General features: G+C 38.6%; 20 protein-coding genes. 10 read left to right on the top strand and 10 right to left on the bottom strand.

Annotated elements, in window-relative coordinates; all coding sequences use genetic code 11:
- Window positions 1–2: 2 nt before the first annotated feature.
- Both JEM65_RS17715 and JEM65_RS17710 read right to left on the bottom strand, forming a co-directional pair.
- A complete protein-coding gene (locus tag JEM65_RS17715) occupies window positions 3–626 on the bottom strand; it encodes an NADPH-dependent F420 reductase (protein WP_199602524.1) in 624 nt (207 codons plus the stop codon).
- 195 nt (window positions 627–821) lie between these two features.
- A complete protein-coding gene (locus JEM65_RS17710) occupies window positions 822–2,378 on the bottom strand; it encodes a DEAD/DEAH box helicase (protein ID WP_199602523.1) in 1,557 nt (518 codons plus the stop codon).
- A gap of 111 nt (window positions 2,379–2,489) precedes the next feature.
- Here JEM65_RS17710 and JEM65_RS17705 point away from each other — a divergent pair, with 111 nt between their 5' ends.
- From JEM65_RS17705 to JEM65_RS17695, 3 genes are all read left to right on the top strand, one after another.
- Window positions 2,490–3,293 carry a DUF1853 family protein gene (locus JEM65_RS17705; protein WP_199602522.1) on the top strand — a complete coding sequence of 268 codons (804 nt, stop codon included), beginning with the start codon at window positions 2,490–2,492 and terminating at the stop codon, window positions 3,291–3,293.
- 205 nt (window positions 3,294–3,498) lie between these two features.
- Window positions 3,499–5,799, top strand: coding sequence for a type IA DNA topoisomerase (locus JEM65_RS17700; protein ID WP_199602521.1), 2,301 nt, complete (start codon window positions 3,499–3,501; stop codon window positions 5,797–5,799).
- Window positions 5,786–6,382 (top strand): pseudouridine synthase, encoded by a 597-nt coding sequence (locus JEM65_RS17695; protein ID WP_199602519.1) that lies wholly within the window; start codon window positions 5,786–5,788, stop codon window positions 6,380–6,382. The genes JEM65_RS17700 and JEM65_RS17695 overlap by 14 nt, the downstream gene beginning before the upstream one ends.
- Here the strand turns inward: JEM65_RS17695 and JEM65_RS17690 are convergent.
- The gene (locus JEM65_RS17690) at window positions 6,379–6,822 is read right to left on the bottom strand and encodes a cold-shock protein (RefSeq protein ID WP_066431290.1); all 444 of its coding nucleotides are present in this window, start codon (window positions 6,820–6,822) and stop codon (window positions 6,379–6,381) included. The genes JEM65_RS17695 and JEM65_RS17690 overlap by 4 nt on opposite strands.
- Before the next feature lie 728 nt (window positions 6,823–7,550).
- Between JEM65_RS17690 and JEM65_RS17685 the strand changes: the two genes are divergently transcribed.
- Complete coding sequence (locus tag JEM65_RS17685) at window positions 7,551–7,814, top strand: heavy-metal-associated domain-containing protein (protein ID WP_199602517.1); 264 nt, start codon at window positions 7,551–7,553, stop codon at window positions 7,812–7,814.
- 121 nt (window positions 7,815–7,935) lie between these two features.
- Here JEM65_RS17685 and JEM65_RS17680 read toward each other — a convergent pair whose 3' ends face one another.
- From JEM65_RS17680 to JEM65_RS17665, 4 genes are all read right to left on the bottom strand, one after another.
- On the bottom strand, window positions 7,936–8,595 hold the full coding sequence (locus JEM65_RS17680; RefSeq protein WP_199602515.1) for an SPOR domain-containing protein: 660 nt from the start codon (window positions 8,593–8,595) through the stop codon (window positions 7,936–7,938).
- A 91-nt stretch (window positions 8,596–8,686) separates the two neighbouring features.
- Window positions 8,687–10,201 (bottom strand): DEAD/DEAH box helicase, encoded by a 1,515-nt coding sequence (locus JEM65_RS17675; RefSeq protein ID WP_199602513.1) that lies wholly within the window; start codon window positions 10,199–10,201, stop codon window positions 8,687–8,689.
- A 210-nt stretch (window positions 10,202–10,411) separates the two neighbouring features.
- A complete protein-coding gene (locus JEM65_RS17670) occupies window positions 10,412–10,885 on the bottom strand; it encodes an Hsp20/alpha crystallin family protein (protein ID WP_199602511.1) in 474 nt (157 codons plus the stop codon).
- A 223-nt stretch (window positions 10,886–11,108) separates the two neighbouring features.
- A complete protein-coding gene (locus JEM65_RS17665) occupies window positions 11,109–11,498 on the bottom strand; it encodes a 3D domain-containing protein (RefSeq protein ID WP_233530720.1) in 390 nt (129 codons plus the stop codon).
- 94 nt (window positions 11,499–11,592) lie between these two features.
- Here JEM65_RS17665 and JEM65_RS17660 point away from each other — a divergent pair, with 94 nt between their 5' ends.
- Window positions 11,593–12,909: a dipeptidase gene (locus tag JEM65_RS17660; RefSeq protein WP_199602509.1), complete on the top strand. Its 1,317-nt coding sequence runs from the start codon at window positions 11,593–11,595 to the stop codon at window positions 12,907–12,909.
- Between the two features lie 67 nt (window positions 12,910–12,976).
- Here the strand turns inward: JEM65_RS17660 and JEM65_RS17655 are convergent, their stop codons facing one another.
- The gene (locus tag JEM65_RS17655; protein ID WP_199602508.1) at window positions 12,977–13,180 is read right to left on the bottom strand and encodes a putative signal transducing protein; all 204 of its coding nucleotides are present in this window, start codon (window positions 13,178–13,180) and stop codon (window positions 12,977–12,979) included.
- A gap of 341 nt (window positions 13,181–13,521) precedes the next feature.
- The gene (locus JEM65_RS17650; RefSeq protein WP_199602506.1) at window positions 13,522–15,522 is read right to left on the bottom strand and encodes an alpha-ketoacid dehydrogenase subunit alpha/beta; all 2,001 of its coding nucleotides are present in this window, start codon (window positions 15,520–15,522) and stop codon (window positions 13,522–13,524) included.
- 145 nt (window positions 15,523–15,667) lie between these two features.
- Between JEM65_RS17650 and JEM65_RS17645 the strand changes: the two genes are divergently transcribed.
- From JEM65_RS17645 to JEM65_RS17625, 5 genes are all read left to right on the top strand, one after another.
- A complete protein-coding gene (locus JEM65_RS17645) occupies window positions 15,668–16,618 on the top strand; it encodes an isopenicillin N synthase family dioxygenase (RefSeq protein WP_199602504.1) in 951 nt (316 codons plus the stop codon).
- Window positions 16,619–16,687: 69 nt separating this feature from the next.
- A complete protein-coding gene (locus tag JEM65_RS17640) occupies window positions 16,688–17,011 on the top strand; it encodes a translation initiation factor (RefSeq protein WP_199602503.1) in 324 nt (107 codons plus the stop codon).
- Window positions 17,008–17,940, top strand: coding sequence for a DUF1835 domain-containing protein (locus JEM65_RS17635; RefSeq protein ID WP_233530719.1), 933 nt, complete (start codon window positions 17,008–17,010; stop codon window positions 17,938–17,940). The genes JEM65_RS17640 and JEM65_RS17635 overlap by 4 nt, the downstream gene beginning before the upstream one ends.
- A complete protein-coding gene (locus JEM65_RS17630; protein ID WP_199602502.1) occupies window positions 17,940–18,806 on the top strand; it encodes a nucleoside phosphorylase in 867 nt (288 codons plus the stop codon). The genes JEM65_RS17635 and JEM65_RS17630 overlap by 1 nt, the downstream gene beginning before the upstream one ends.
- 86 nt (window positions 18,807–18,892) lie before the next feature.
- A complete protein-coding gene (locus JEM65_RS17625; RefSeq protein WP_199602500.1) occupies window positions 18,893–19,747 on the top strand; it encodes a substrate-binding domain-containing protein in 855 nt (284 codons plus the stop codon).
- 253 nt (window positions 19,748–20,000) lie between these two features.
- Here the strand turns inward: JEM65_RS17625 and JEM65_RS17620 are convergent, their stop codons facing one another.
- Complete coding sequence (locus JEM65_RS17620; protein WP_199602498.1) at window positions 20,001–20,666, bottom strand: uracil-DNA glycosylase; 666 nt, start codon at window positions 20,664–20,666, stop codon at window positions 20,001–20,003.
- Window positions 20,667–20,766: the final 100 nt, after the last annotated feature.

Here is a 20,766-nt window from a genome sequence, read left to right as displayed (position 1 = left end):
GCTTACATCATCGATTCGAGTTCTGCCCGATTCACAGATTTTCCATAAATTTTCTGTTCGGGATCCATGATTTTGGTTTTGCTCAAATCGCCAACATACACCGCATCAAAACCAATGTCTTCAATGAGTTGTTGGGTCACGCGCTTGCTATCTTCATCTTGGGCCGCAAAAGGAACAGCCATCCTGTCCTGATCACGCCATGCTTTCGTTTTTAGGTGCTCCGCCTTAATGGTGTTAAAAGCTTTGGCCGTTCTTGCCGTACCAAATTTCATGGCGGTATATTCTGAAGCATTTCTATTGCTATCCCTTACTTCCTGGGCTATGGCTCCATCGCGTTCAGGATATGGGTTTGTGGCATCAATGATGACACGGTTGCCGTATTCGCCGGCATATAATTCTGCCAATTCGTCAATGGCTTTAAAAGGTACTGCTAAAAGGTAGACATCAGCATTGGCCTCAAACGCTTTCTCAACGCTTACCGCCGTGGCATTACCGCCACTATCTCTTACCAAATCATTTAATTCTTCCGGATGACGGGAACTAAAAAGGACTTCATGCCCTGCTTTTGCCCAATGTTTTCCTAGATTTCCACCAATATTTCCACTTCCTATAACTCCTATTTTCATCTGTCTAATCTTTAATTGTTAGTATCATTGTATTGCCAATTGGCAATAGCCGTCTTGAAGTTCAAGAGCGATACTTCTAAGGTAAAGCGATCTTGCGGAGCGCCTTTGCCGAATTGCATAGAATGTTGACCCGATCCAATTCTGACTTGGATAAAGGAAAATGTAAAGTATTAAAATTTAAGAGGAATTAGTAGCTTATTCTTCTGGCGGGTGTCCGTGTATGTCTTCAAAAACAGTATCAAAATTTTCTCTGATGTAGGCACGTAATTTCATACGGTAATCATCATTCAGCCATTTTACAAAATTGAAGGTACTCTTACTGATGCATTGGGTGTACCGTTCCAACCGGTGATTGATGTCGTCTTCCAACAATTTCATGAGCGCCAAAGCATCATAAACATCTTCACTATTTTCAACACATATTTTAGTGTGGTGGGCAATAGATTGCTCTAACAGAACTTTTGACGAATCGCCATTATTAACGGAATCAATATAGGCTTGTTTGATATCAAAATACACCTCCTCAGAATTGGCGAATTCTTTCCGGATGGCGTCGGGCATTTCATATCTAAAATTGGACTCAAGGTCATCATCATTGATAATACTGTCCAAATAATAGTTGGGAGATCCGAAAATTCTCTGCCAATCAATATCAGCACCCCAAGGTCCAAAACGGTGCATATTATTACCTAAATCGATAATCTTAAACACCTCTTTATCTTCATAAATCCGAGATCCACGTCCTACCATTTGATAGTATAAGGCTAAAGATTTCGTCGCCCTGTTCAGAATAATTGTATCTACAGAAGGCTCATCAAAACCGGTAGTTAAAATACTTACTGAAGATAAAATGGCATTCGGAGTCTCCTTAAACCACTTTAAAATGGCTTTACGTTCTTTTTTGGTGGCGGTATTGTCTAAATGTGCAATGGTATAGCCCGCTCTTTTAAAGGTATCATAGACGTGCAGGGAGGTGTTGATCCCATTGTTGAAAATCAATGTTTTCTTATTTAAGGAATGTTGCTCATAAGCATACACCACTTTTCTTAACATGTCTGTATTGGTATAGAGATCTTCAGAAGACTTTACGGTGTAATCGCCGTTAGATCCAACTTCCAAAGAAGTCAATCCCACATTATATTGGTAGGTTTCTGCTGGCGATAGGAACTGATTTTCAATCAAGGCTTCAATGGTTTCACCCGTAATCAATTCATTATAATTATCCTTCATTGGCAAATCCTTATTAGAACTCAACGGAGTGGCCGTCACACCAAGAATAAAAGATTTTTCGAAGTATTTAAAGAGCTTGGTGAAGGAGTTGTAATGTGCCTCATCAATAATGACCAACCCAACATCTGAAATGTCCAACATCTCTTCTTGGAGCCTGTTGTTCAAAGTTTCCACCATCGCTACAAAACAGCTATAGTTTGCCTGATCATCCAGATTGGCCTTACTGTCCACAACTTTGTTGCTGACATTAAATTCCGTCAACATTCTTGAGGTCTGTTTCAGCAACTCAATACGGTGGGTTAAAATCACTACTTTTTTATCGTGATTTTTCAGGTACTGTCTTACAAATTCAGAAAAAATGACCGTTTTTCCACCCCCAGTTGGCAATTGGTAAAGTAAATGATAATCTTCAGGAGCTTCATCAAAAGCTTTAAAAACCTTGTCTATGGCTTTTTTCTGGTAATTATATAAATCTTTTCCGGTTTGACGTTCTAAATTTTCTGAAAGGGTTTTTACAGACATTCGTGATGTTGCTTAGGCGTTTGGATTAATGAGAAGATACAAAGGTAAGTGTATTAGAGGGGTATTGCAATTTTTAGTCAAAAAGATATTTGTATTTTGCGACAGATAATCATGGATATAGACAATTTACAACGGAATTTTGAAGGGTATTTGAGCACATCAACATTATGGAATGATGTGGTATTCGGTTTAGAACCCTATACGCTTAAAACACTATCTTTTCAACACTTTACAGATACCTCTGTTGCGCATCTCAGACTAGGAAAAATGATAGAGCGCTTTGTGTCCCATCAATTGGCAGCAGATCCATCGTGTACTATTTTAGCAGAAAATATTCAAATACAGGATGGCAAATTGACGATAGGCGAAATGGACGCGCTTCTTTTGACCGAAGCTGGTCCGGTTCATTTGGAAATTATCTATAAATTTTATCTGTATGATCCCCATGAAGCTGCCACGGAACTCACCCCTTGGATCGGCCCGAATAGAAAGGACACCTTGCTGCAAAAATTAACCAAGCTCAAAGAAAAGCAGTTGCCCCTGCTCTATCATCCAAAAACCCAACCGGTGCTGAAACATTTAGGCATTACCGTGGCCAACATAAAGCAGCAGGTGTTATTTAAGGCGCAGTTGTTTTTGCCTTTAAACTTTACCGGACAAGCATTTGATCAATTGAACGCGGCATGTGTGGAAGGATTTTATGTAAAGCGAGATGACCTCCACCAATTTAAAGCTGCACAATTTTACATCCCTGAAAAACGGGATTGGATCATGGCAGCTGATGACACTGTAGAATGGATGAATTATGACGGGTTTAACGGTAAAGTTACGCGTTGGCTCGATGAAGAACGGTCACCTTTATGCTGGTTAAAAGTTGGAACCACCCTTAAAAAATTCTTTGTGGTCTGGTGGTGATTTCTGTAACCGTTTCATCTCCAAATACATTGTGGTTTCATCATATTACTTGGCAGATGTCCTCAAAAAGTTTTACTTTGCACACACAATTTTAGACCTGGAATTATATGACGTATGCCTATTTAGAATTGCAGTTGGTCAGCTTTGTTTACGTGTTTTTCAGCCCTAAAATTCAGCACCATTAATTAAACATGAAACCCCTATTTTGAAAGTCTGTATTGCCGAAAAACCAAGTGTAGCACGAGAAATTGCCGCTATTTTAGGAGCCAATAGTAAACATGATGGTTACTATGAGGGTAATGGGTATGCAGTAACTTATACGTTTGGACATTTATGTACCTTGATGGAACCCAATGATTACAAACCGCATTGGAAAAGTTGGGATTTGAATAATTTACCCATGCTGCCCGAAAAGTTTAAAACCAAAGTGGTTTCTAATTCGGGCATTCAGAAGCAATTTAAAATTGTCAAAAAATTGTTTGACAGTGCTGATGTGGTGATTAATTGTGGGGATGCGGGCCAAGAAGGAGAACTGATTCAGCGTTGGGTGTTGGACCAGGCCAATTATAAAGGCAAGGTGCAGCGTTTGTGGATTTCGTCGTTGACTTCAGAAGCCATTAAAGAAGGCTTTGAGAATTTGAAACCCTCTGAACAGTATGACAATCTCTTTTATGCAGGCTTTTCGAGAGCTATCGGCGACTGGTTATTGGGGATGAACGCTACGCGTTTATACACCTTAAAACACGGTGGGTACAAGCAAGTATTGTCTGTTGGCCGTGTGCAAACACCTACGTTGGCCATGGTAGTCAATCGGTTTAAGGAGATTGAAAATTTTGTGCCACAACCCTATTGGGAGTTGCAAACTTTATATCGCAATACATTATTCAGTTATGAAGAAGGTCGGTTTACCAAAATGGAAGATGGTGAAATACTGGCGAACAAAGTAAAAGAACATGAATTTGAGATTGTGTCTATTACCAAGAAAAAAGGTAAGGATTACGCACCAAAACTGTTTGATCTTACCGGATTACAGGTGTATTGCAATACTAAATTTGGCTTTTCGGCCGATGAAACCTTAAAGATTGTTCAAAAATTATATGAACAAAAAGTCGTTACCTATCCAAGGGTTGATACTACGTTTTTACCCAACGATATTTATCCTAAAGTTCCTGGAATATTAAAAAACCTTTCTAAATATGCCCCGTTGACAGTACCACTTTTGGGGGCAAAGATTAAAAAGTCACCCAAAGTATTTAACGACAAAAAAGTTACAGATCACCATGCCATCATTCCCACGGGTGTTGAAAGTCATTTGCAATACAATCAACAGCAAGTGTACGACATTATTACCAGACGGTTTATCGCTGTATTTTATGATGATTCTACCGTGTCTAACACCACTGTCATTGGCAAAGCGGCAGACGTTAATTTTAAAGCTACCGGAAAAGAGATTTTAAGCAAAGGCTGGCGTGTTGTTTTTGAAAGTGCTTCTGGTTCAAACAGTGGCAGCTCTAAAGAAAATCTTTTACCGAGTTTTGTGAAAGGTGAAAAAGGCTCACACGAGCCTTCATTCTTAGAAAAACAGACCAAACCGCCCAATCAATTTACAGAGGCTTCCCTCCTACGGGCTATGGAAACCGCTGGAAAACAGGTAGATGATGATGAAATGCGCGAACTGATGAAGGAGAACGGGATTGGCCGTCCATCAACACGTGCCAATATTATAGAAACGCTCTTTAAGCGCAAGTATATTGAGCGGAACAAAAAACAAGTATTGCCCACCCAAATTGGCATTCAATTGATTGACACCATTCAAAATGAATTGTTGAAATCGGCCGAATTGACCGGTATGTGGGAAAAACAGTTAAAGGACATTGAAAAAGGCACCTATAGTGCGGCCCAGTTTATTGCCAATATGAAAAAAATGGTCGATGCCTTGGTGTATGAAGTGCGCAGCGAAACCAATCGTGCGAATATTTCCCATACCAAAGTCGCCCAAAAAGCAATTGCCAAAAAGGAAGTAAAAAAGAAGGCAGGCATCACTTCAGAGCGCTGCCCGAAATGTAAACAAGGCTATTTAATTACAGGAAAATCGGCTTACGGGTGTAGCGATTTTAAAAATGGCTGTCGTTTTGTGTTGCCTTTTAAGTTTAAGGACAAAAAGATTTCAGAAAAACAATACATCAGATTACTTCAAAAGGGCTCCACCGTCAACTTAAAAGGATTTAAAACCGAGACCGGAGAATTGGAAGGGCTTGTCCGATTTGATGAACACTTTCAATTAGTATTAGAACCCAAAAAATCGGTTAAAAAAGAGCTTCCAGATACGCTTACCTGTCCTAAATGCAAAAAAGGAACGGTGATAAAAGGAAAGACCGCTTATGGCTGTAGCGCTTATAAATCGGGTTGCGATTTCAGGTTTACTTTTGACGATGTCAGAAAGAAATCAGAAGGCAAAACAATGAGTAAAGAATTGGTATATAGTATTTTAAATGGATCTGTCTAAACCAAAAGAACACGTACATTATATACTCCATAAACCTTTTGGATACCTGAGTCAGTTTATGAGTAATGCCAAACATGAACGTAATAAAAAGTTCTTGGGTACTCTACATGATTTTCAACCAGGCGTAATGCCTATAGGTCGTTTGGATAAAAATTCAGAGGGTCTGCTTCTACTCACCACGGATGGATTTTTGAGCAATGAAATTTGCAGTACTCACATAGAAAAGGAGTATTATGTGCAGGTAGATGGCGCCATTACGGCGGCAGCTATTGCAGAACTTCAAGGGAGTGTCAACATCGGATTTAAAGGCATCAAATATGATACAAAACCCTGTAAAGTGTTCCAATTGGAGACTCCGCCCGATTTTTCAGAACGGTCTAAAAAAATAAGGGATGCACGTCATGGCCCAACCTCATGGCTATCGATTACAATAAACGAAGGAAAATTTAGACAAGTGCGCAAAATGACTTCTGCAGTTGGTTTTCCTACCCTGAGATTGGTGCGTATACGTATAGGTACCATTCATTTAAACAGAATGGCACCAGGTGAGGTTATTAAATTGGATGAATTGAAAGTAGATTAAACGCGCTTTACTCTAACAGCGTTCATCCCTTTCATTCCGCGTTCCAATTCAAAAGTTACTTTATCATTCTCAGCGATATCATCTAAGAGTCCGCTAACGTGACAGAAATACTTTTCGTTATTTTCGAGGTCAATGATAAATCCGAAGCCCTTAGAACTGTCGTAGAAAGACACTTTTCCTTGTCTTATTGGATCTTCTTCTTCGCCTTCTTCTTTTTTAGGGACACCTAAGACAATATCCTCAGCTTCCACTTTAATCTTGTCTGCAGGATTTGGGGGCGTATCTGTTAAATTGCCGTGAGCATCTACGTAAGCAAATTGGATACCATCAGTTCCACCTTCCGCTTTACGGGCTTCTTTTTTCTTTCTTTTATCTTCACGTTTTTTAGCACGTGCTTTTTCTTTTTCAATTTTGTTAAAGGTCTGTTGCGACTTAGCCATTCTTTTTTTTAAATATGTTTTAAGGGTTATGCTTATAATACCAATCAATACTGTAGGAAAGGCAATTTTTGGAAATTGAATGTCTAAAGAGTGATCTAGTGATTACAAAGTATGTAAATAAATTAGAGTTATAAGTCTCTAAATATCTATATACCTTACAAATATAAGATTTTGATTTCAAATACCATCTGTAATGGGGTTATTCTTTGTGTTTGTAGGGTGCAATTGTATCTCTTAAGGTCTTAGCACAATTTGGACGAACCGATTTTAGTCTCAAAAATCAGATTAGTCAGTGAACAGAAGTCACATGCCAATTCGCAAATATGCATTTATCTTTTCATACAATCTCCGTTTACTATTCACGCGGTGCCTTTTGAATTACATATGTTAAAAACCCTGATCCACAGCGACAGCTAAAGGAGTGTAACTAACTGATAAACAGTCGTTATTATAAATCAAATTTGCCCAATCATTCTAAGTGAAATCGGTTTCAAAAACAAGGTGTCANNTAAGTTCTCGAACCAGATCATGCTTTAAGGGGGTTTGCAAACTTTTCACCTGTTTTACCGGACACTGATGAAATTTTTTATAATACTTGCAAAATTCTTTAAATTAAGAGGTTAGACTTAAATGTGCATTTGAGCATTTATAAACAACACATCTTGTTAGGTGAAGTGTAATTATTTATCTAAATTTAATTATTGAACTTATAAAATAATTCCACTAAAATGACTTTTATCACTGAAAATATAATACCAGGCAATTACGGTAAGAAATTTACATCTGATGCTGATGACCCCTCTGAAAAATCTCGTTTAGAAGCCGCTATTATGGAAATTGATGGGGTTACTAAAGTTATTTTTGAAGATGATTCTCCTTTCGATTTTACCGTACATACGGATCAGGTGGTACACGTTACGGAGTTACAGAATAAAGCAAAAGCCTTAGGGTTTCACATCATTGCTAAAGCGCCATTCTTTCCGTTATTTTAAATTAGTGAAACTCAATTTTTAAAAGTTGCGAAGCAATGAATTAAAAATTGTTAGTTGAACTAATCCCGCTTTTTAGCGGGATCCTTNNTACCTCGTACCCTTGGGTCGACGTTGTTCATTACTAGTCTTCTTTAATGAGAATAATACTGGCGGTGACCCCCGTGAGAAGATTCCATTTTTTGGAAGAAACTTCCACCCCATTGTCATCGTAGACCTGAAATTCTGCTGTGTTAGGACCAGACTCCCCCTGATTAAGTGCCACAAATTCAATTTTATTGATGCCTTCTACCAAAGGCACATCAAAACTCTTGTAACTGCCTGTCAGCAAAAGATTGGGTATAAAAACAATGCCGTTAACAAACACACGAACGCGGTCTCCATCAGGATACTCGTGGTCTCTACATCTAATATTGGCCTTTTTTCCGGTCATTCTGAAATTGCCCAAAAACTGATCTTCCATGGTTTCCATTCTAAAACCTTGTTCAACAGCCATACTATTCCATTTTTTATCAAAAATTTCGCCCGGATCTCTCAAGTTGCTATCGTCAAACATTGAAAATTCCTTTTCTTGTTTTTTGATGGTGAGTGGGGTTTCTACGGGAGCCGCTTCCTCCTTCTTAACCGGTTCAATTTTGACTGGCGTAGGTGCCGGTGCTTTTTTCTCGTCCTTTTTTTCTACGGCGGGAATAGGAATGCTCTTGATAGGGAATTCTTGAGCCTTCACTTGAACAATTGCAACGAGAAATAAAATGCCTAAAAGCTTGTATTTATAGGATGCCATACGTTTAAAAACTGTTTCAGATACTCTAATCAATAACTGTACCTATTAGCGAAACTAACGATTAATTCTGACTCTAATTTTAAAGGAAACGTTAAAACTTGCCATTAAAGCTTAACCTTAGCTTTCTGATATATTCCTCCATCAGCCAATCTTTGTAATTTTTGGTACTGTTCATCATACAATAGGAATATTGTTTAATCCGGTAAGAAATATCATCATGCAAATACTTGATCAAATCGCGGGCATCAAAGATGGTATCTACATTGGCAATGATCATCTGGGAATGTTGTTCTATGGAACGTTCAATGGCGGTAATGGATTTTTGACCATCTGCAATAGCTTTTTCATAAGCGTCCTTCACGTCAAACTCTATGCTTTCAGTATTGCTAAAACGTTCTCTAATTGAGTCAGGCATGACGTATACAAAATCGCGTTCAATATCTTCATCATTCCGGAGGTTTTCGAGATAAAGGTCAGGATATTTAAAAATATGTTGCCAATCTACAGCTTGATCCCATGGGCCAAAACGAACAGCATTATTACCTAAGTCCAACACGGTAAACAACTTTTTATCGGCAAGAATACGAGACCCACGACCAATCATTTGAAAAAACAAGGTCAATGAGCGGGTTGCCCTATTTAAGATGACGGACTCTACGGTGGGCTCATCAAATCCGGTGGTTAAAATACTAACGGAGGTCAGGATACCATCCGGGGTGTTTTTGAACCATTTTAATATGTCTTTTCGCTCTTGTTTGCTACAGGTATTGTCTAAGTGCCTAACGTTATAACCCGCACGCTGAAAAGAATAGCACACTTCTTTTGAGGTCTGGATGCCATTGTTGAAAATCAGCGTTTTTTTTCCTTTAGACATTTCTTCGTAAGCAAAAATAAGTTTGCTCAACATGTGCGAATTGGTATAGAGCGCTTCTGACGATTTCACGGTATAATCGCCATTGATTCCAATTTTTAAAGTATTCAATTCTACATCAAAATTGTACAGCTCTGCATTTGCCAAAAACCCATTTTTTATTAAGGTAGAAATGTCATCACCAACAATCAGTTTTTGGTAGTTATCCTTCATTGGCAATTTGATATTGGAACTCAGAGGCGTGGCCGTGACCCCCAGGATAAAACAGTTTTCAAAAAATTTAAAAAGTTTTCGAAAGGAGTTGTAGTGTGCTTCATCAATAATGACCAACCCAATGTCTTCCAAACGCAATTTTTTGTCGTTAAGGCGGTTGTTTAGGGTTTCTACCATGGCCACAAAACACTGGTACTGATCTTGATCTGGAAGCTCTTTGACCTTGCTGTTGATGATCTTATTATGAACATCAAAATTGGTCAACATTTTAGAAGTTTGCTTGCAAAGCTCAATCCGATGCGTCAAAATGACAACTTTCTTATTGTGATGTGCGATATAGCGTCTTACAATTTCAGAGAAAATAACCGTCTTCCCTCCTCCTGTTGGAAGTTGGTACAATAAATTAAAATTGTCTGCAGACGTTTCCAACACCTCGAAAATCTTATTGAGATCAGCAAGCTGATAATCGTAAAGATTTTTCCTGGTTTTGGTTTCGTTAAAATGCTCTGACGTTTGTAACATAAAAAAGGGCCTTCGGAGAAAATTTCCACAAAATTAAGACATTATAAGAGTTATAGAGAATGATTGTTGAAAAGATTTTTGAAATAGAGCTGTGCTAGTGGCGTGTCTTTCTGATAGATAATCAAGGGCAACATTGGCATGGCAAGGCATTGAAGCCATAAAAAAAAGAGAAACCTTTCAGTTTCTCTTTTCTGATTTTTACGGTCAATGTTAAGAAACACTGATGCGTTTGGCAGGTTTTTCTTTGGCCTCTTCTTTTTTCGGCAAATGCACTGATAAAATACCTTCTTTATACGTGGCACTGATTTTATCAGACTCAACCGTGTCTGGCAAGGTAAAGGTTCTTTTAAATGACGCATAGCCAAACTCGCGTCGTGTATAGTTTTCTTCTTTCACTTCCTTCTCTTCTTTGCTTTCTGAAGAAATGGAAAGGACTTTATTGTCGACATCAATATTAAAATCGGATTTCTTCATTCCAGGAACCGCGATTTCCAAAAAGTACTCCTCAGCATTTTCTTTAATATTTACCGCCGGAAGTGTCATGCCTGCATTGAAATTGGATAAGAAACCGGTTCCCATTCCATTTTCCAATAAATTGTCTACCCAAGATGAAAAACTTGGCGAGGTGTTTCTCTGTGTAGAAACGTCATTGCTGTCTTTTGGCATTGTTGCTAAACTACTCATGGTTCATCAAATTTTAAGTTAAACTTCATTTTCGACAAGTGTAGTTCAAAATCGATACCAAAGTGATGTTAACAAGGATTACAAAGATTGTAGGAGAAAAAACAGACATTTTGACATTGTAACCATCTAAAGACGAACAAAGTGACAGTTTTTTTGCGATTTATTTCTTTTGAATGACGCTTCGCTTTTGGTGAAAGATGAGTTTATAGCAATTAATCCGGAACTACTGACTATCAACATTTGATATCCTATAATCGATACAAACCTTTCGTCTGCCCCATTGTTTTGCTGCCTCAAGATCATTCCCCATATAAATATCAATATGATTGCGCCATTTCCGATGCATTTTATCCTTTACCAGATAAACACCCTCAAATCCTTCAATAATTACCGGCGTATTGTGCTTTAGACCTTTGCGCAACAAATCGCGCGAAACGGCAATATATTTTTTACCCGGTTTTAAACTGTCGCCAAAAGCTGTAATTTGTGGATTACTACTGGTTTGAGCGGGTGTCGAATTATAAGCGCTAGCCACCACGGTAACCGAATTCCAAATCTCTTCTGGCTGGTCCTTTTTTGCTTTTGCACAACCCATCACTATAAAGAATATCATTAAAACACGTATTTGCATGAAATAAATATACAACTTAAAGAAACATTAATTCCTTTTTGTAACTTGTCACATCACAAAAATATTATAGACATCCATGAAAAAAACTATTCTTTCTTTAAGTTTAATCACGCTTTTTATGAGCTGTAAAGACAACAATAAAAAAAATGCAGCACCTGACGCAAAACAAGATTCTATCGCGCTTATAGAACGTGCAAAGGGCATCCATGACCGTGTGATTACTTTAGACACGCACTGCGACTTTAACGTTGCCAATTTTACGGACGACACCAACTATACCCAAGATTTGGACTCGCAAGTCACGTTGCCAAAAATGACTCAAGGCGGCTTGGACGTTGCGTGGTTTATCGTATATACCGGACAGGAAGAATTGACGGATGCAGGTTTTAAAAAGGCTCACGAAACGGCCATGGGGAAATTTAATGCCATCCATAAATTGGTAGATGATATTGCGCCAGAAGAGATCGAGTTGGCCGTAACTTCAGATGATGTGAGACGTATTGTCAAATCCGGTAAAAAAGTGGCAATGATCGGGATTGAAAATGGCTATCCTGTAGGAAAAGACATTTCAAATGTGAAGAAATTTTATGATTTGGGCGGACGTTACATGTCGTTGTCGCACAATGGTCATAGTCAGTTGAGTGATAGTAATACTGGTGAAGCGGATTCCATCTGGTTGCATAATGGGCTGAGCGATTTAGGTAAGAAAGTTATTAAAGAAATGAACCGTTTAGGGATGATGATAGATGTGTCCCACCCAAGCAAGGAAGCGATGAAAGCCATGATTGAGCTGTCGGAGGCTCCAATTATAGCTTCACATTCCTCAGCAAGAGCCTTGTGTGACCATAGCAGAAATTTAGACGATGAACAATTAGAGTGGTTAAAAGAAAATGGTGGCGTGGTACAAACTGTTGCCTTTGCGGCCTATTTAAATACTGAAAAGGCTGAAGCTTATTCTGCATTTCAAAAAGAAGTGGGTTTAAAAGTGATGGATTCTATGAATGTCGCCTATTTGGAACGCAGTGATCTTAAAGAGTTGTCAGCAGAAGAACGTGAGGCATACTATTCAGTTTTAGAGAAAGTAAGACCAATAGTAGACGCTAAAATGAAGGGCATGAATAAGGCACCACAAGGCGTTAGTGTTGCAGATTTCGTAGATCATATTGATTATATGGTGAATAAAATTGGAATTGAGCACGTGGGAATTAGTAGCGATTTTGATGGCGGTGGCGGTATTGACGGGTGGAATGATGCGTCAGAAACATTTAATGTGACTTTGGAACTTGTAAAACGCGGCTATACTGAAGAACAAATTGGATTGCTCTGGAGTGGCAACTTATTACGTGTATTAGATGAGGTACAGGCCTTTGCTAAAAGTACTCAGCAAAGCTAAATCTCAATAATTGATATTAAAAAAGTCCGCATATAGCGGACTTTTTGCGTTTATAAGCAATGTTGTGTTAGGATTTGCTACTGGCCAAAATTAGCTGTGCTTTTTCAGCATCGGCTTCAGCTACATAGATTTCTATGTCTCCATAGATGCCAGGATAGGATGAATCTGACTTGTTCAATTCTTGATAGTCAATGTTTTCATTCTCCAAAATGTTTTTAATTTCCATGATCCTTACCTGTGAACTTCCAGAATATATTTTTACGTCGCTCATATGTCTTGTTTTTAAATGTGAGATTAATCTTTCTAAGTTAAGGAAAAAAATGGAGAGTAAAGCTAATTTGGTTTATAGGATGGGCCGTTGGTGGAAAACACCAACGGCGGCATAAGGATTTCCTCCCGTTTATGAAGTTCATCTAATTTACATCCAGCTGTTGGTGGAAAACACCAACAGCGGCACGGAAAAAACATCAACAGCGGCACGGAAAAAACATCAACGGCGGTATAATTGAGTTACAGAATGAGTTGTTGGTGGAAAACACCAACAACGGCATGAACAGTGGCATAATTTAAAGTAGTGTTGTCAACACACTATCATTTATATGAGGTTTGAGATCAATAGGCCAAAACGGCTCTCAATGCGTTTTCAAATTTACCTTTTGCCAAATATTGATCTTCCAGTTGGTTGATAAACGGAATTGGGGTTTCCATACTGGCCACACGCTTGACTGGGGCATCTAAATATTCAAAACAGTTTTCCATGATCATGGCGCTTAAATCACTTGCAATGCCACCAAACATAGAGTCTTCTTGAAGGATGATCGCACGTCCGGTTTTCTTAACGGAGCTGAATATGGTTTCGGTATCCAAAGGTTGCAGTGTTCTTAAATCGATAAGGTCTGCTTCAATATCTTCATTTTTAGCTAAAGTATCCAAAGCCCAATGTACGGCCGCACCATAAGTAATAATAGTAACAGCACTGCCTTCCTTTAAAAGCGCTGCTTTGCCAAATGGAATGGTAAAATAGTCGGCTGGTACTTCCTGACGAATACTTCTGTACAACGCTTTATGTTCAAAGAACAACACCGGATTCGGGTCGTTGATGGCCGTGGCCAATAAGCCTTTGGCATCATAAGGAAATGCAGGATACACCACTTTCAGTCCTGGCGTTTTGGTAAACCAAGCCTCATTGGTCTGCGAGTGGAAAGGTCCGGCAGCTACACCCGCGCCACACGGCATTCTAATCACCACATCAGCATTTTCATTCCAACGGTAATGGGATTTTGCCAAATAGTTGACAATCGGATTAAATCCTGAACTCACAAAATCAGCAAATTGCATTTCTACAACGGCTTTCGTTCCGGCAATAGAAAGTCCCATCGCTGTCTCTACAATGGCCGATTCACAAATAGGGGTATTACGGACGCGGTCCTTGCCAAATTCGGCTACAAAACCTTCTGTAATTTTAAAAGCACCACCGTATTCTGCGATGTCCTGCCCCATAATAACGAGATCTTTATGGCGTTGCATGCTTTGTCTTAAGCCTTGTGAAATGGCATCAATAAAACGAATATCCTCTCCTTTTGATTGTGAGTCAATATGCTGATATTCAAAAGGGGCGTACACGTCATTTAACTCAACGCTTTCATCTGCTATTATGGACTCCTCTGCTCCTGCCGTTTTTAAGGCGTCATCAATTTCAACTTTGATGGTGCTTTGTAATTGGTCGTCTAGAGCAGTAGTTAAAAGACCTAAATTAAGGAGGTAATTTCTGAAGTTATTGATAGGATCTTTACCTTCCCATTCCTTCATCAATGCTTCCGGAACATATTTGGTGCCACTGGCTTCTTCATGACCGCGCATTCTAAAGGTCTTAAATTCGATTAAAATAGGACGCGGACGGTTCCTGACGCTTTCAGCCAATTTTAAGACTTTACTATAAACTTCAAGAATATTGTTCCCATCTAAAATAAAAGAATCAATACCATAGCCTTTTCCTTTGTCGGCCAAATCTTTACATAAATATTGCTCACTTGTAGGTGTTGATAAGCCGTAGCCATTGTTTTCAATACAAAATATGACTGGTAACTGCCAAACAGCAGCCACGTTTAAAGCTTCGTGGAAATCGCCTTCACTAGTGCCCCCTTCTCCTGTAAATACAGCGGTGACTTGATTTGTTTTTTTAAGTTTGCTCGCCAGTGCAATACCGTCTGCTACCCCCAACTGCGGGCCTAAATGTGAAATCATTCCCACAATATGATACTCTTGGGTGCCAAAATGAAACGAGCGATCCCGCCCTTTAGTAAACCCATTTGCTTTGCCTTGCCACTGACTGAAAAGTCGGTGTAGCGGTATGTCACGTGTGGTGAAGACGCCCAAATTGCGGTGCATTGGTAAGATATATTCTTTGGATTGTAACGCCATAGTGACCCCAACTGAAATAGCTTCTTGGCCAATACCTGAAAACCATTTTGAAACTTTGCCCTGACGCAGTAGAATCAACATCTTTTCTTCTATCAATCTCGGCTTGAGCATACGCTTGTATAGCTCGAGCAATGTTTCGTTATCGAGATTCTTTTTATCGTAATGAATCGCGCTTTTGGTAGATGACAACATAAGGTTAGCGTTTTAAATCTCAAATGTAAATAAAAATCAAGAGAATGACTCTAAACCCTTGTTTTTTTAGCGTAATAAAGCGACTACCTTTTACAGTATTTTCGTTACTTTTGTGATAAGCAGTTAAATCTAAAAATATATAGCAATGAATGTGATACCAAGTGTAAACCTTCAGGATTTTGTCTCCGGAGATCCCGTAAGGAAACAGAAGTTTATTGACGAGATTGGAAAGGCCTATGAAGAAATAGGTTTTGTAGCGCTTAAAGGTCATTTTTTAGACGATGCATTGGTGGATGATCTCTATGGAGAGATTAAGAATTTCTTTTCATTGCCAACAGAGGTCAAACAAAACTATGAGATCCCCGGTATTGGCGGTCAGCGTGGATATGTGTCTTTTGGAAAGGAAAGTGCGAAAGGTCAAAAGCAGGGCGATTTAAAAGAGTTCTGGCATTTTGGACAGTATGTTGATGATGACCCTGTGCGTGCTAAAGAATATCCTGAAAATGTTTATGTTACGGAATTGCCTAGATTTAATGAAGTTGGTAAGGAAGCCTACGCCATGCTTGAAAAAACTGCTAAATATGTGCTTAGAGCGTTAGCGTTGCATTTAAATTTAGAAGAGACGTACTTTGATAATTACATCCATAATGGAAATTCCATTTTAAGACCTATCCATTATCCGCCAATTCATGAAGAGCCTAAAGATGCCGTTCGTGCTGCAGCCCATGGCGATATTAATTTGATTACGCTGTTAATGGGCGCACAAGGTCGTGGCTTGCAAGTTCAAAATCATAAAGGTGAATGGCTTGATGCTATTGCAGAACCTGATGAATTGATGATTAATGTTGGCGATATGCTCTCAAGACATACCAATAACAAACTGAAATCAACTATTCACCGTGTGGTCAATCCGCCTCGGGAATTGTGGGGAACGTCTCGTTATTCGATTCCATTTTTTATGCATCCTATTAGTGAAATGAAATTGGACGTTTTAGAAAGCTGTGTGGATGAAGATAACCCAAACCAGTTTGACGATATTACGGCGGGCGAATTTTTAACGGAACGTTTGATAGAACTCGGATTAATCAAAAAATAAGAACCAGCAGGCCATCGCTATGATTCGAATTTAAGATTCATAGAGATTCCAAACTGAAGACTAAAACCTATGGACTTAGAAGACCAACTCAAAAAGTTGTTCCCAGAACATACCGCTGAAGAAACTCCAGAAGAAGCAACCTCCAATATTTGGTTGCAAGATGATCCCATCCTTTGCAAATATGAAAAGCGAAAAGGGAAACCAATCACTATTTTAGAAGGGTATACTGGTGCTACGGAAGATTTTAAACTATTGGCTAAAGAACTTAAAACCAAACTGAGTGTTGGTGGAAGTTTTAAGGATGACAAAATTATTATTCAAGGAGATTATAGAGATAAAATTATGGTATTATTAAAAGAAAAAGGGTTTGCTGTAAAACGTGTTGGAGGATGATGGCATCTCAAACACTCCATATTACCAATGGCAATAATCTGACCGATTATTTAAAAGAGCAGCGCTTTGAAGGTCATTTTTTGACTTGGCAAGAGATGCTTTGCGAAGGCCCCACTACTGAGCAAATTGCCACTCAAGAATTCTATAACCTCAGAAAGGACTTTTTGCAAGACTGTTACGATATTGAGATCAATGAAGAGGAGCTCATTCGGGAAATGGATATTTTAAACCATACGGAGCAGTTCCAAGACATTGTCTTATGGTTTGAATATGATCTATTTTGTCATATCAATCTCATTGCAATACTCACACTTTTAAAGCAAAAAAACATTCAGCTCCCATTCTATTTGGTATGCAGTGGTCGCGTAAAGGGAGAAAAGGAACTAAAGGCATTGAGCGAGTTAAAACCGGATCAATTACAGCAGCATTTTAAGGACAGGATTAACTTATCAGCAGAAGATACAGAGTTGATGAATTCTTTATGGCGGGTGTATTGTGGTAAGGACCACAACCTTTTCAAACCATTTATTGTTCAAAAATCGTCTTTTCCTTATTTGAGCAGCTGTTTAAGGGCGCATTTAGAGCGTTTCCCTGATTCAGAGACGGGTCTCTCTACTTTAGAGACGCATACGCTACAGATGATTTCAGATCATAAAATAAAATCTAAACGCCATTTATTGGGTTATATTCTCAATTTTCAAGGCTATTATGGTTTTGGAGATTTGCAAATTAACCGTATGATTGATCTACTTGAACCGTTCTATGATCAACAGGAAGAGCGACTCGTGCTGAATGATAAAGGCATACAGGCCATTGATGGAACGCGCGATTTTTCGTCAGAATTAAGGAGCCCAATGATTTTTGGAGGCGTTAAAAAATTAGATTTTCAGTTTAGTAAGACTGAAAATAAACTTATAAAAACAACGTAATGGCTATAGCAGCATCAGAACTTATTTTAAATCCAGATGGCAGTGTCTATCATCTTAATTTGCGGCCAGAACATTTGGCCAATACCATCATAACGGTTGGTGATCCGGATCGTGTAGATAGTGTTACCGAGCATTTTGATACGGTAGAGTTTCAAACTCGAAAAAGAGAATTTCATACGCAGACCGGCACTTATAAAGGCAAGCGCATCACAGTCATTTCTACCGGAATTGGGACCGATAATATTGATATTGTCTTTAATGAATTGGATGCTTTGGTCAATATCGATTTAGAAAAACGTACAGTAAAAGATACGCTTACTAGTTTAGAAATCATAAGAATTGGCACTTCCGGTTCAATTCAAAAGGAAATTCCGATTGATACATTTGTGATCAGTAATCAGGCCGCAGGTTTTGACAGTTTATTGCATTTTTATCACAACGACAACATTCAGGATCACGCTATTTCAGAAGCGCTCGTTAAACATACCAACTGGAGTCCTTTAAAGTCAAAACCCTATATTGTTAAATGTAGTGAGGCGCTATTTAATAAATTCAGTTCTGAGAAAACAGTTAAGGGGTTTACCGCCACTAACGTTGGGTTTTACGGACCTCAAGGGAGGGTGTTAAGACTTCCTTTGCAGGATGATGCACTTAATGATAAATTGGCAAGCTTTAGTTACAACAACATGCCTATTACAAACATGGAAATGGAAACAGCGGGCATATATGCACTATCCGCGCTTTTGGGTCATAAAGCCTTATCTATGAATGCCATTATTGCGAATAGAGCAACAGGAGAATTTAGCCAAGATCCTTCAGCACTTGTCAATGATTTAATTACCTACACCTTAGATAAATTGGTGTAGTAGATAAAACAGGGCTGACACATACATAAAATCAACAGACTTTCTTATATACCATTATAATGGAAGCTAAAAACAGATCATTTTTAATGAAGACAGTAAAAATTGGTGGCGTACCGGAACATTTTAACTTAGCGTGGTATTTAACGCTTAAGGATGGTGAATACAAAGATGAAGACATCAATTTGCGTTGGCAAGATTACCATAGCGGTACAGGTGCCATGACTGAAGCGCTGAGGAATGGCGATATTGATATGGCTGTGATATTGACGGAAGGTATTGTTAAGGATATTGCCGAAGGAAACCCAAGTAAAATTGTACAGGTTTTTGTAGAGACACCACTTATATGGGGGATTCACGTTGCCGATGGTTCTGAATTTAAAACGGTCGAAGATTTAAAAGGGAAGCGTTGCGCAATCAGTAGATATGGCTCAGGCTCCCATTTAATGGCGTATATCAATGCTGAAAATAAGGGTTGGAATTTAGAAACGGACCTTAAGTTTGAAGTCGTACATAATTTAGACGGTGCGGTCAAAGCTTTAAGTAATGGCGATGCCGACTATTTTATGTGGGAAAAGTTTATGACCAAACCTATTGTAGACGCTGGTGTATTTAGACGTGTAGCCAATTGTCCAACACCTTGGCCATGTTTTGTAATTGCCGTAAGGAATGAATTTTTGGAGGCTAATGAGAATGTCGTCAAGATTATTCTGGAGATCATCAACAATACGACGATCGATTTTAAGGAAATCCCGAGTATTGACCGTATGATTGCCAACAGATATGCACTAGAATTAGAGGATGTACAAGAGTGGTTAACCTTAACAGAATGGTCCCAACGTCATTTGGACGAAGCTACGGTGACTAAAGTGCAACAGAAATTAATGAAGTTGGATATTCTTTCTGAACAACGTCCTTATCACCAAATAGTTAAGAATGTATGATTTTTTAGGTTTGAATGGGAATGTTTTTTAAGTTATTGTGTTTTAGTGAGGCAATCAGAACTAAATTTCATAAATTGTGTCACCAAATTCGTACAATCATAGATATTAATTGAATCTACACTCATGATCTTTATTGTAATTGTAACTGCATTAGTTGCTTTAAATTTTTTACTTCTAATTTTTAGCTGTAATAAAATCAGTAAGAAGATAGCTGTTGAACCATTACAACCGGTTCAGCGATTACCTGCTTTAATTACCACGCAATTGGACGCGCATCAACTCGCTCCAACTGGGAGTTAGTTTTACTGAAACTTTTATTTCCAAACCAATACCCTCTGTTGGCGCTCAATGGCGACGGATGACCTGAACTAATGATGCTGTGTTTGGATGGGTCAATAAGTTTAGATTTTTGTTTGGCAAAACCGCCCCACAATAAGAATACAACATCCTGTTTTTGGTCGCTCACCGTTTTAATCACAGCATCCGTAAAAATTTCCCATCCTTTTTTTTGATGACTTCCTGCTGCTCCTGCTCTTACGGTTAATGTTGCATTCAGCAATAATACTCCTTGTTTTGCCCAAGGTTCCAAATTTCCGGAAAGAGGATAAGGCTTATCTAAATCAGACTCCAATTCTTTAAAAATATTTCTGAGCGATGGCGGATGCGCAATACCATCATTGACAGAAAAACACAAGCCATTGGCTTGTCCTGGCCCATGATAGGGATCTTGGCCTATAATAACAACTTTTACGGCATCAAACGTACACCAATTAAAAGCATTAAAAATAGCGTCTCCTTTTGGGTAGCAGGTATGAGTGTTATATTCTGCTTTTACAAACTCAGTCAGATTTTTGAAATAAGGCTTTTCAAACTCTGACTGTAATTGATTTTTCCAACTGGGATGTATGTTGATGTCCATTTTTACCTATTCATTTGGAATAAAAATAAGGTGATTTTGGGTTGTGGTAAAATTTATATACCAAAACTTTAAATTTCCTTAAATTTGAACATAATTAAAA

The organism is Gelidibacter salicanalis (genome assembly GCF_016469035.1).
GTDB classification, from domain to species: Bacteria; Bacteroidota; Bacteroidia; order Flavobacteriales; family Flavobacteriaceae; genus Gelidibacter; species Gelidibacter salicanalis_A.
This window is presented reverse-complemented; position numbering and strand designations above follow the sequence as displayed.

Coding starts and splice junctions, on each gene's coding strand:
- JEM65_RS17645 (WP_199602504.1), top strand. CDS start 15,668: ATGAATGTGATACCAAGTGTAAACCTTCAGGATTTTGTCTCCGGAGAT.
- JEM65_RS17710 (WP_199602523.1), bottom strand. CDS start 2,378: ATGTCTGTAAAAACCCTTTCAGAAAATTTAGAACGTCAAACCGGAAAA.
- JEM65_RS17655 (WP_199602508.1), bottom strand. CDS start 13,180: ATGAGCGACGTAAAAATATATTCTGGAAGTTCACAGGTAAGGATCATG.
- JEM65_RS17625 (WP_199602500.1), top strand. CDS start 18,893: ATGAAGACAGTAAAAATTGGTGGCGTACCGGAACATTTTAACTTAGCG.
- JEM65_RS17670 (WP_199602511.1), bottom strand. CDS start 10,885: ATGAGTAGTTTAGCAACAATGCCAAAAGACAGCAATGACGTTTCTACA.
- JEM65_RS17715 (WP_199602524.1), bottom strand. CDS start 626: ATGAAAATAGGAGTTATAGGAAGTGGAAATATTGGTGGAAATCTAGGA.
- JEM65_RS17640 (WP_199602503.1), top strand. CDS start 16,688: ATGGACTTAGAAGACCAACTCAAAAAGTTGTTCCCAGAACATACCGCT.
- JEM65_RS17650 (WP_199602506.1), bottom strand. CDS start 15,522: ATGTTGTCATCTACCAAAAGCGCGATTCATTACGATAAAAAGAATCTC.
- JEM65_RS17685 (WP_199602517.1), top strand. CDS start 7,551: ATGACTTTTATCACTGAAAATATAATACCAGGCAATTACGGTAAGAAA.
- JEM65_RS17620 (WP_199602498.1), bottom strand. CDS start 20,666: ATGGACATCAACATACATCCCAGTTGGAAAAATCAATTACAGTCAGAG.
- JEM65_RS17665 (WP_233530720.1), bottom strand. CDS start 11,498: ATGATATTCTTTATAGTGATGGGTTGTGCAAAAGCAAAAAAGGACCAG.
- JEM65_RS17660 (WP_199602509.1), top strand. CDS start 11,593: ATGAAAAAAACTATTCTTTCTTTAAGTTTAATCACGCTTTTTATGAGC.
- JEM65_RS17630 (WP_199602502.1), top strand. CDS start 17,940: ATGGCTATAGCAGCATCAGAACTTATTTTAAATCCAGATGGCAGTGTC.
- JEM65_RS17635 (WP_233530719.1), top strand. CDS start 17,008: ATGATGGCATCTCAAACACTCCATATTACCAATGGCAATAATCTGACC.
- JEM65_RS17690 (WP_066431290.1), bottom strand. CDS start 6,822: ATGGCTAAGTCGCAACAGACCTTTAACAAAATTGAAAAAGAAAAAGCA.
- JEM65_RS17695 (WP_199602519.1), top strand. CDS start 5,786: ATGGATCTGTCTAAACCAAAAGAACACGTACATTATATACTCCATAAA.
- JEM65_RS17675 (WP_199602513.1), bottom strand. CDS start 10,201: ATGTTACAAACGTCAGAGCATTTTAACGAAACCAAAACCAGGAAAAAT.
- JEM65_RS17680 (WP_199602515.1), bottom strand. CDS start 8,595: ATGGCATCCTATAAATACAAGCTTTTAGGCATTTTATTTCTCGTTGCA.
- JEM65_RS17705 (WP_199602522.1), top strand. CDS start 2,490: ATGGATATAGACAATTTACAACGGAATTTTGAAGGGTATTTGAGCACA.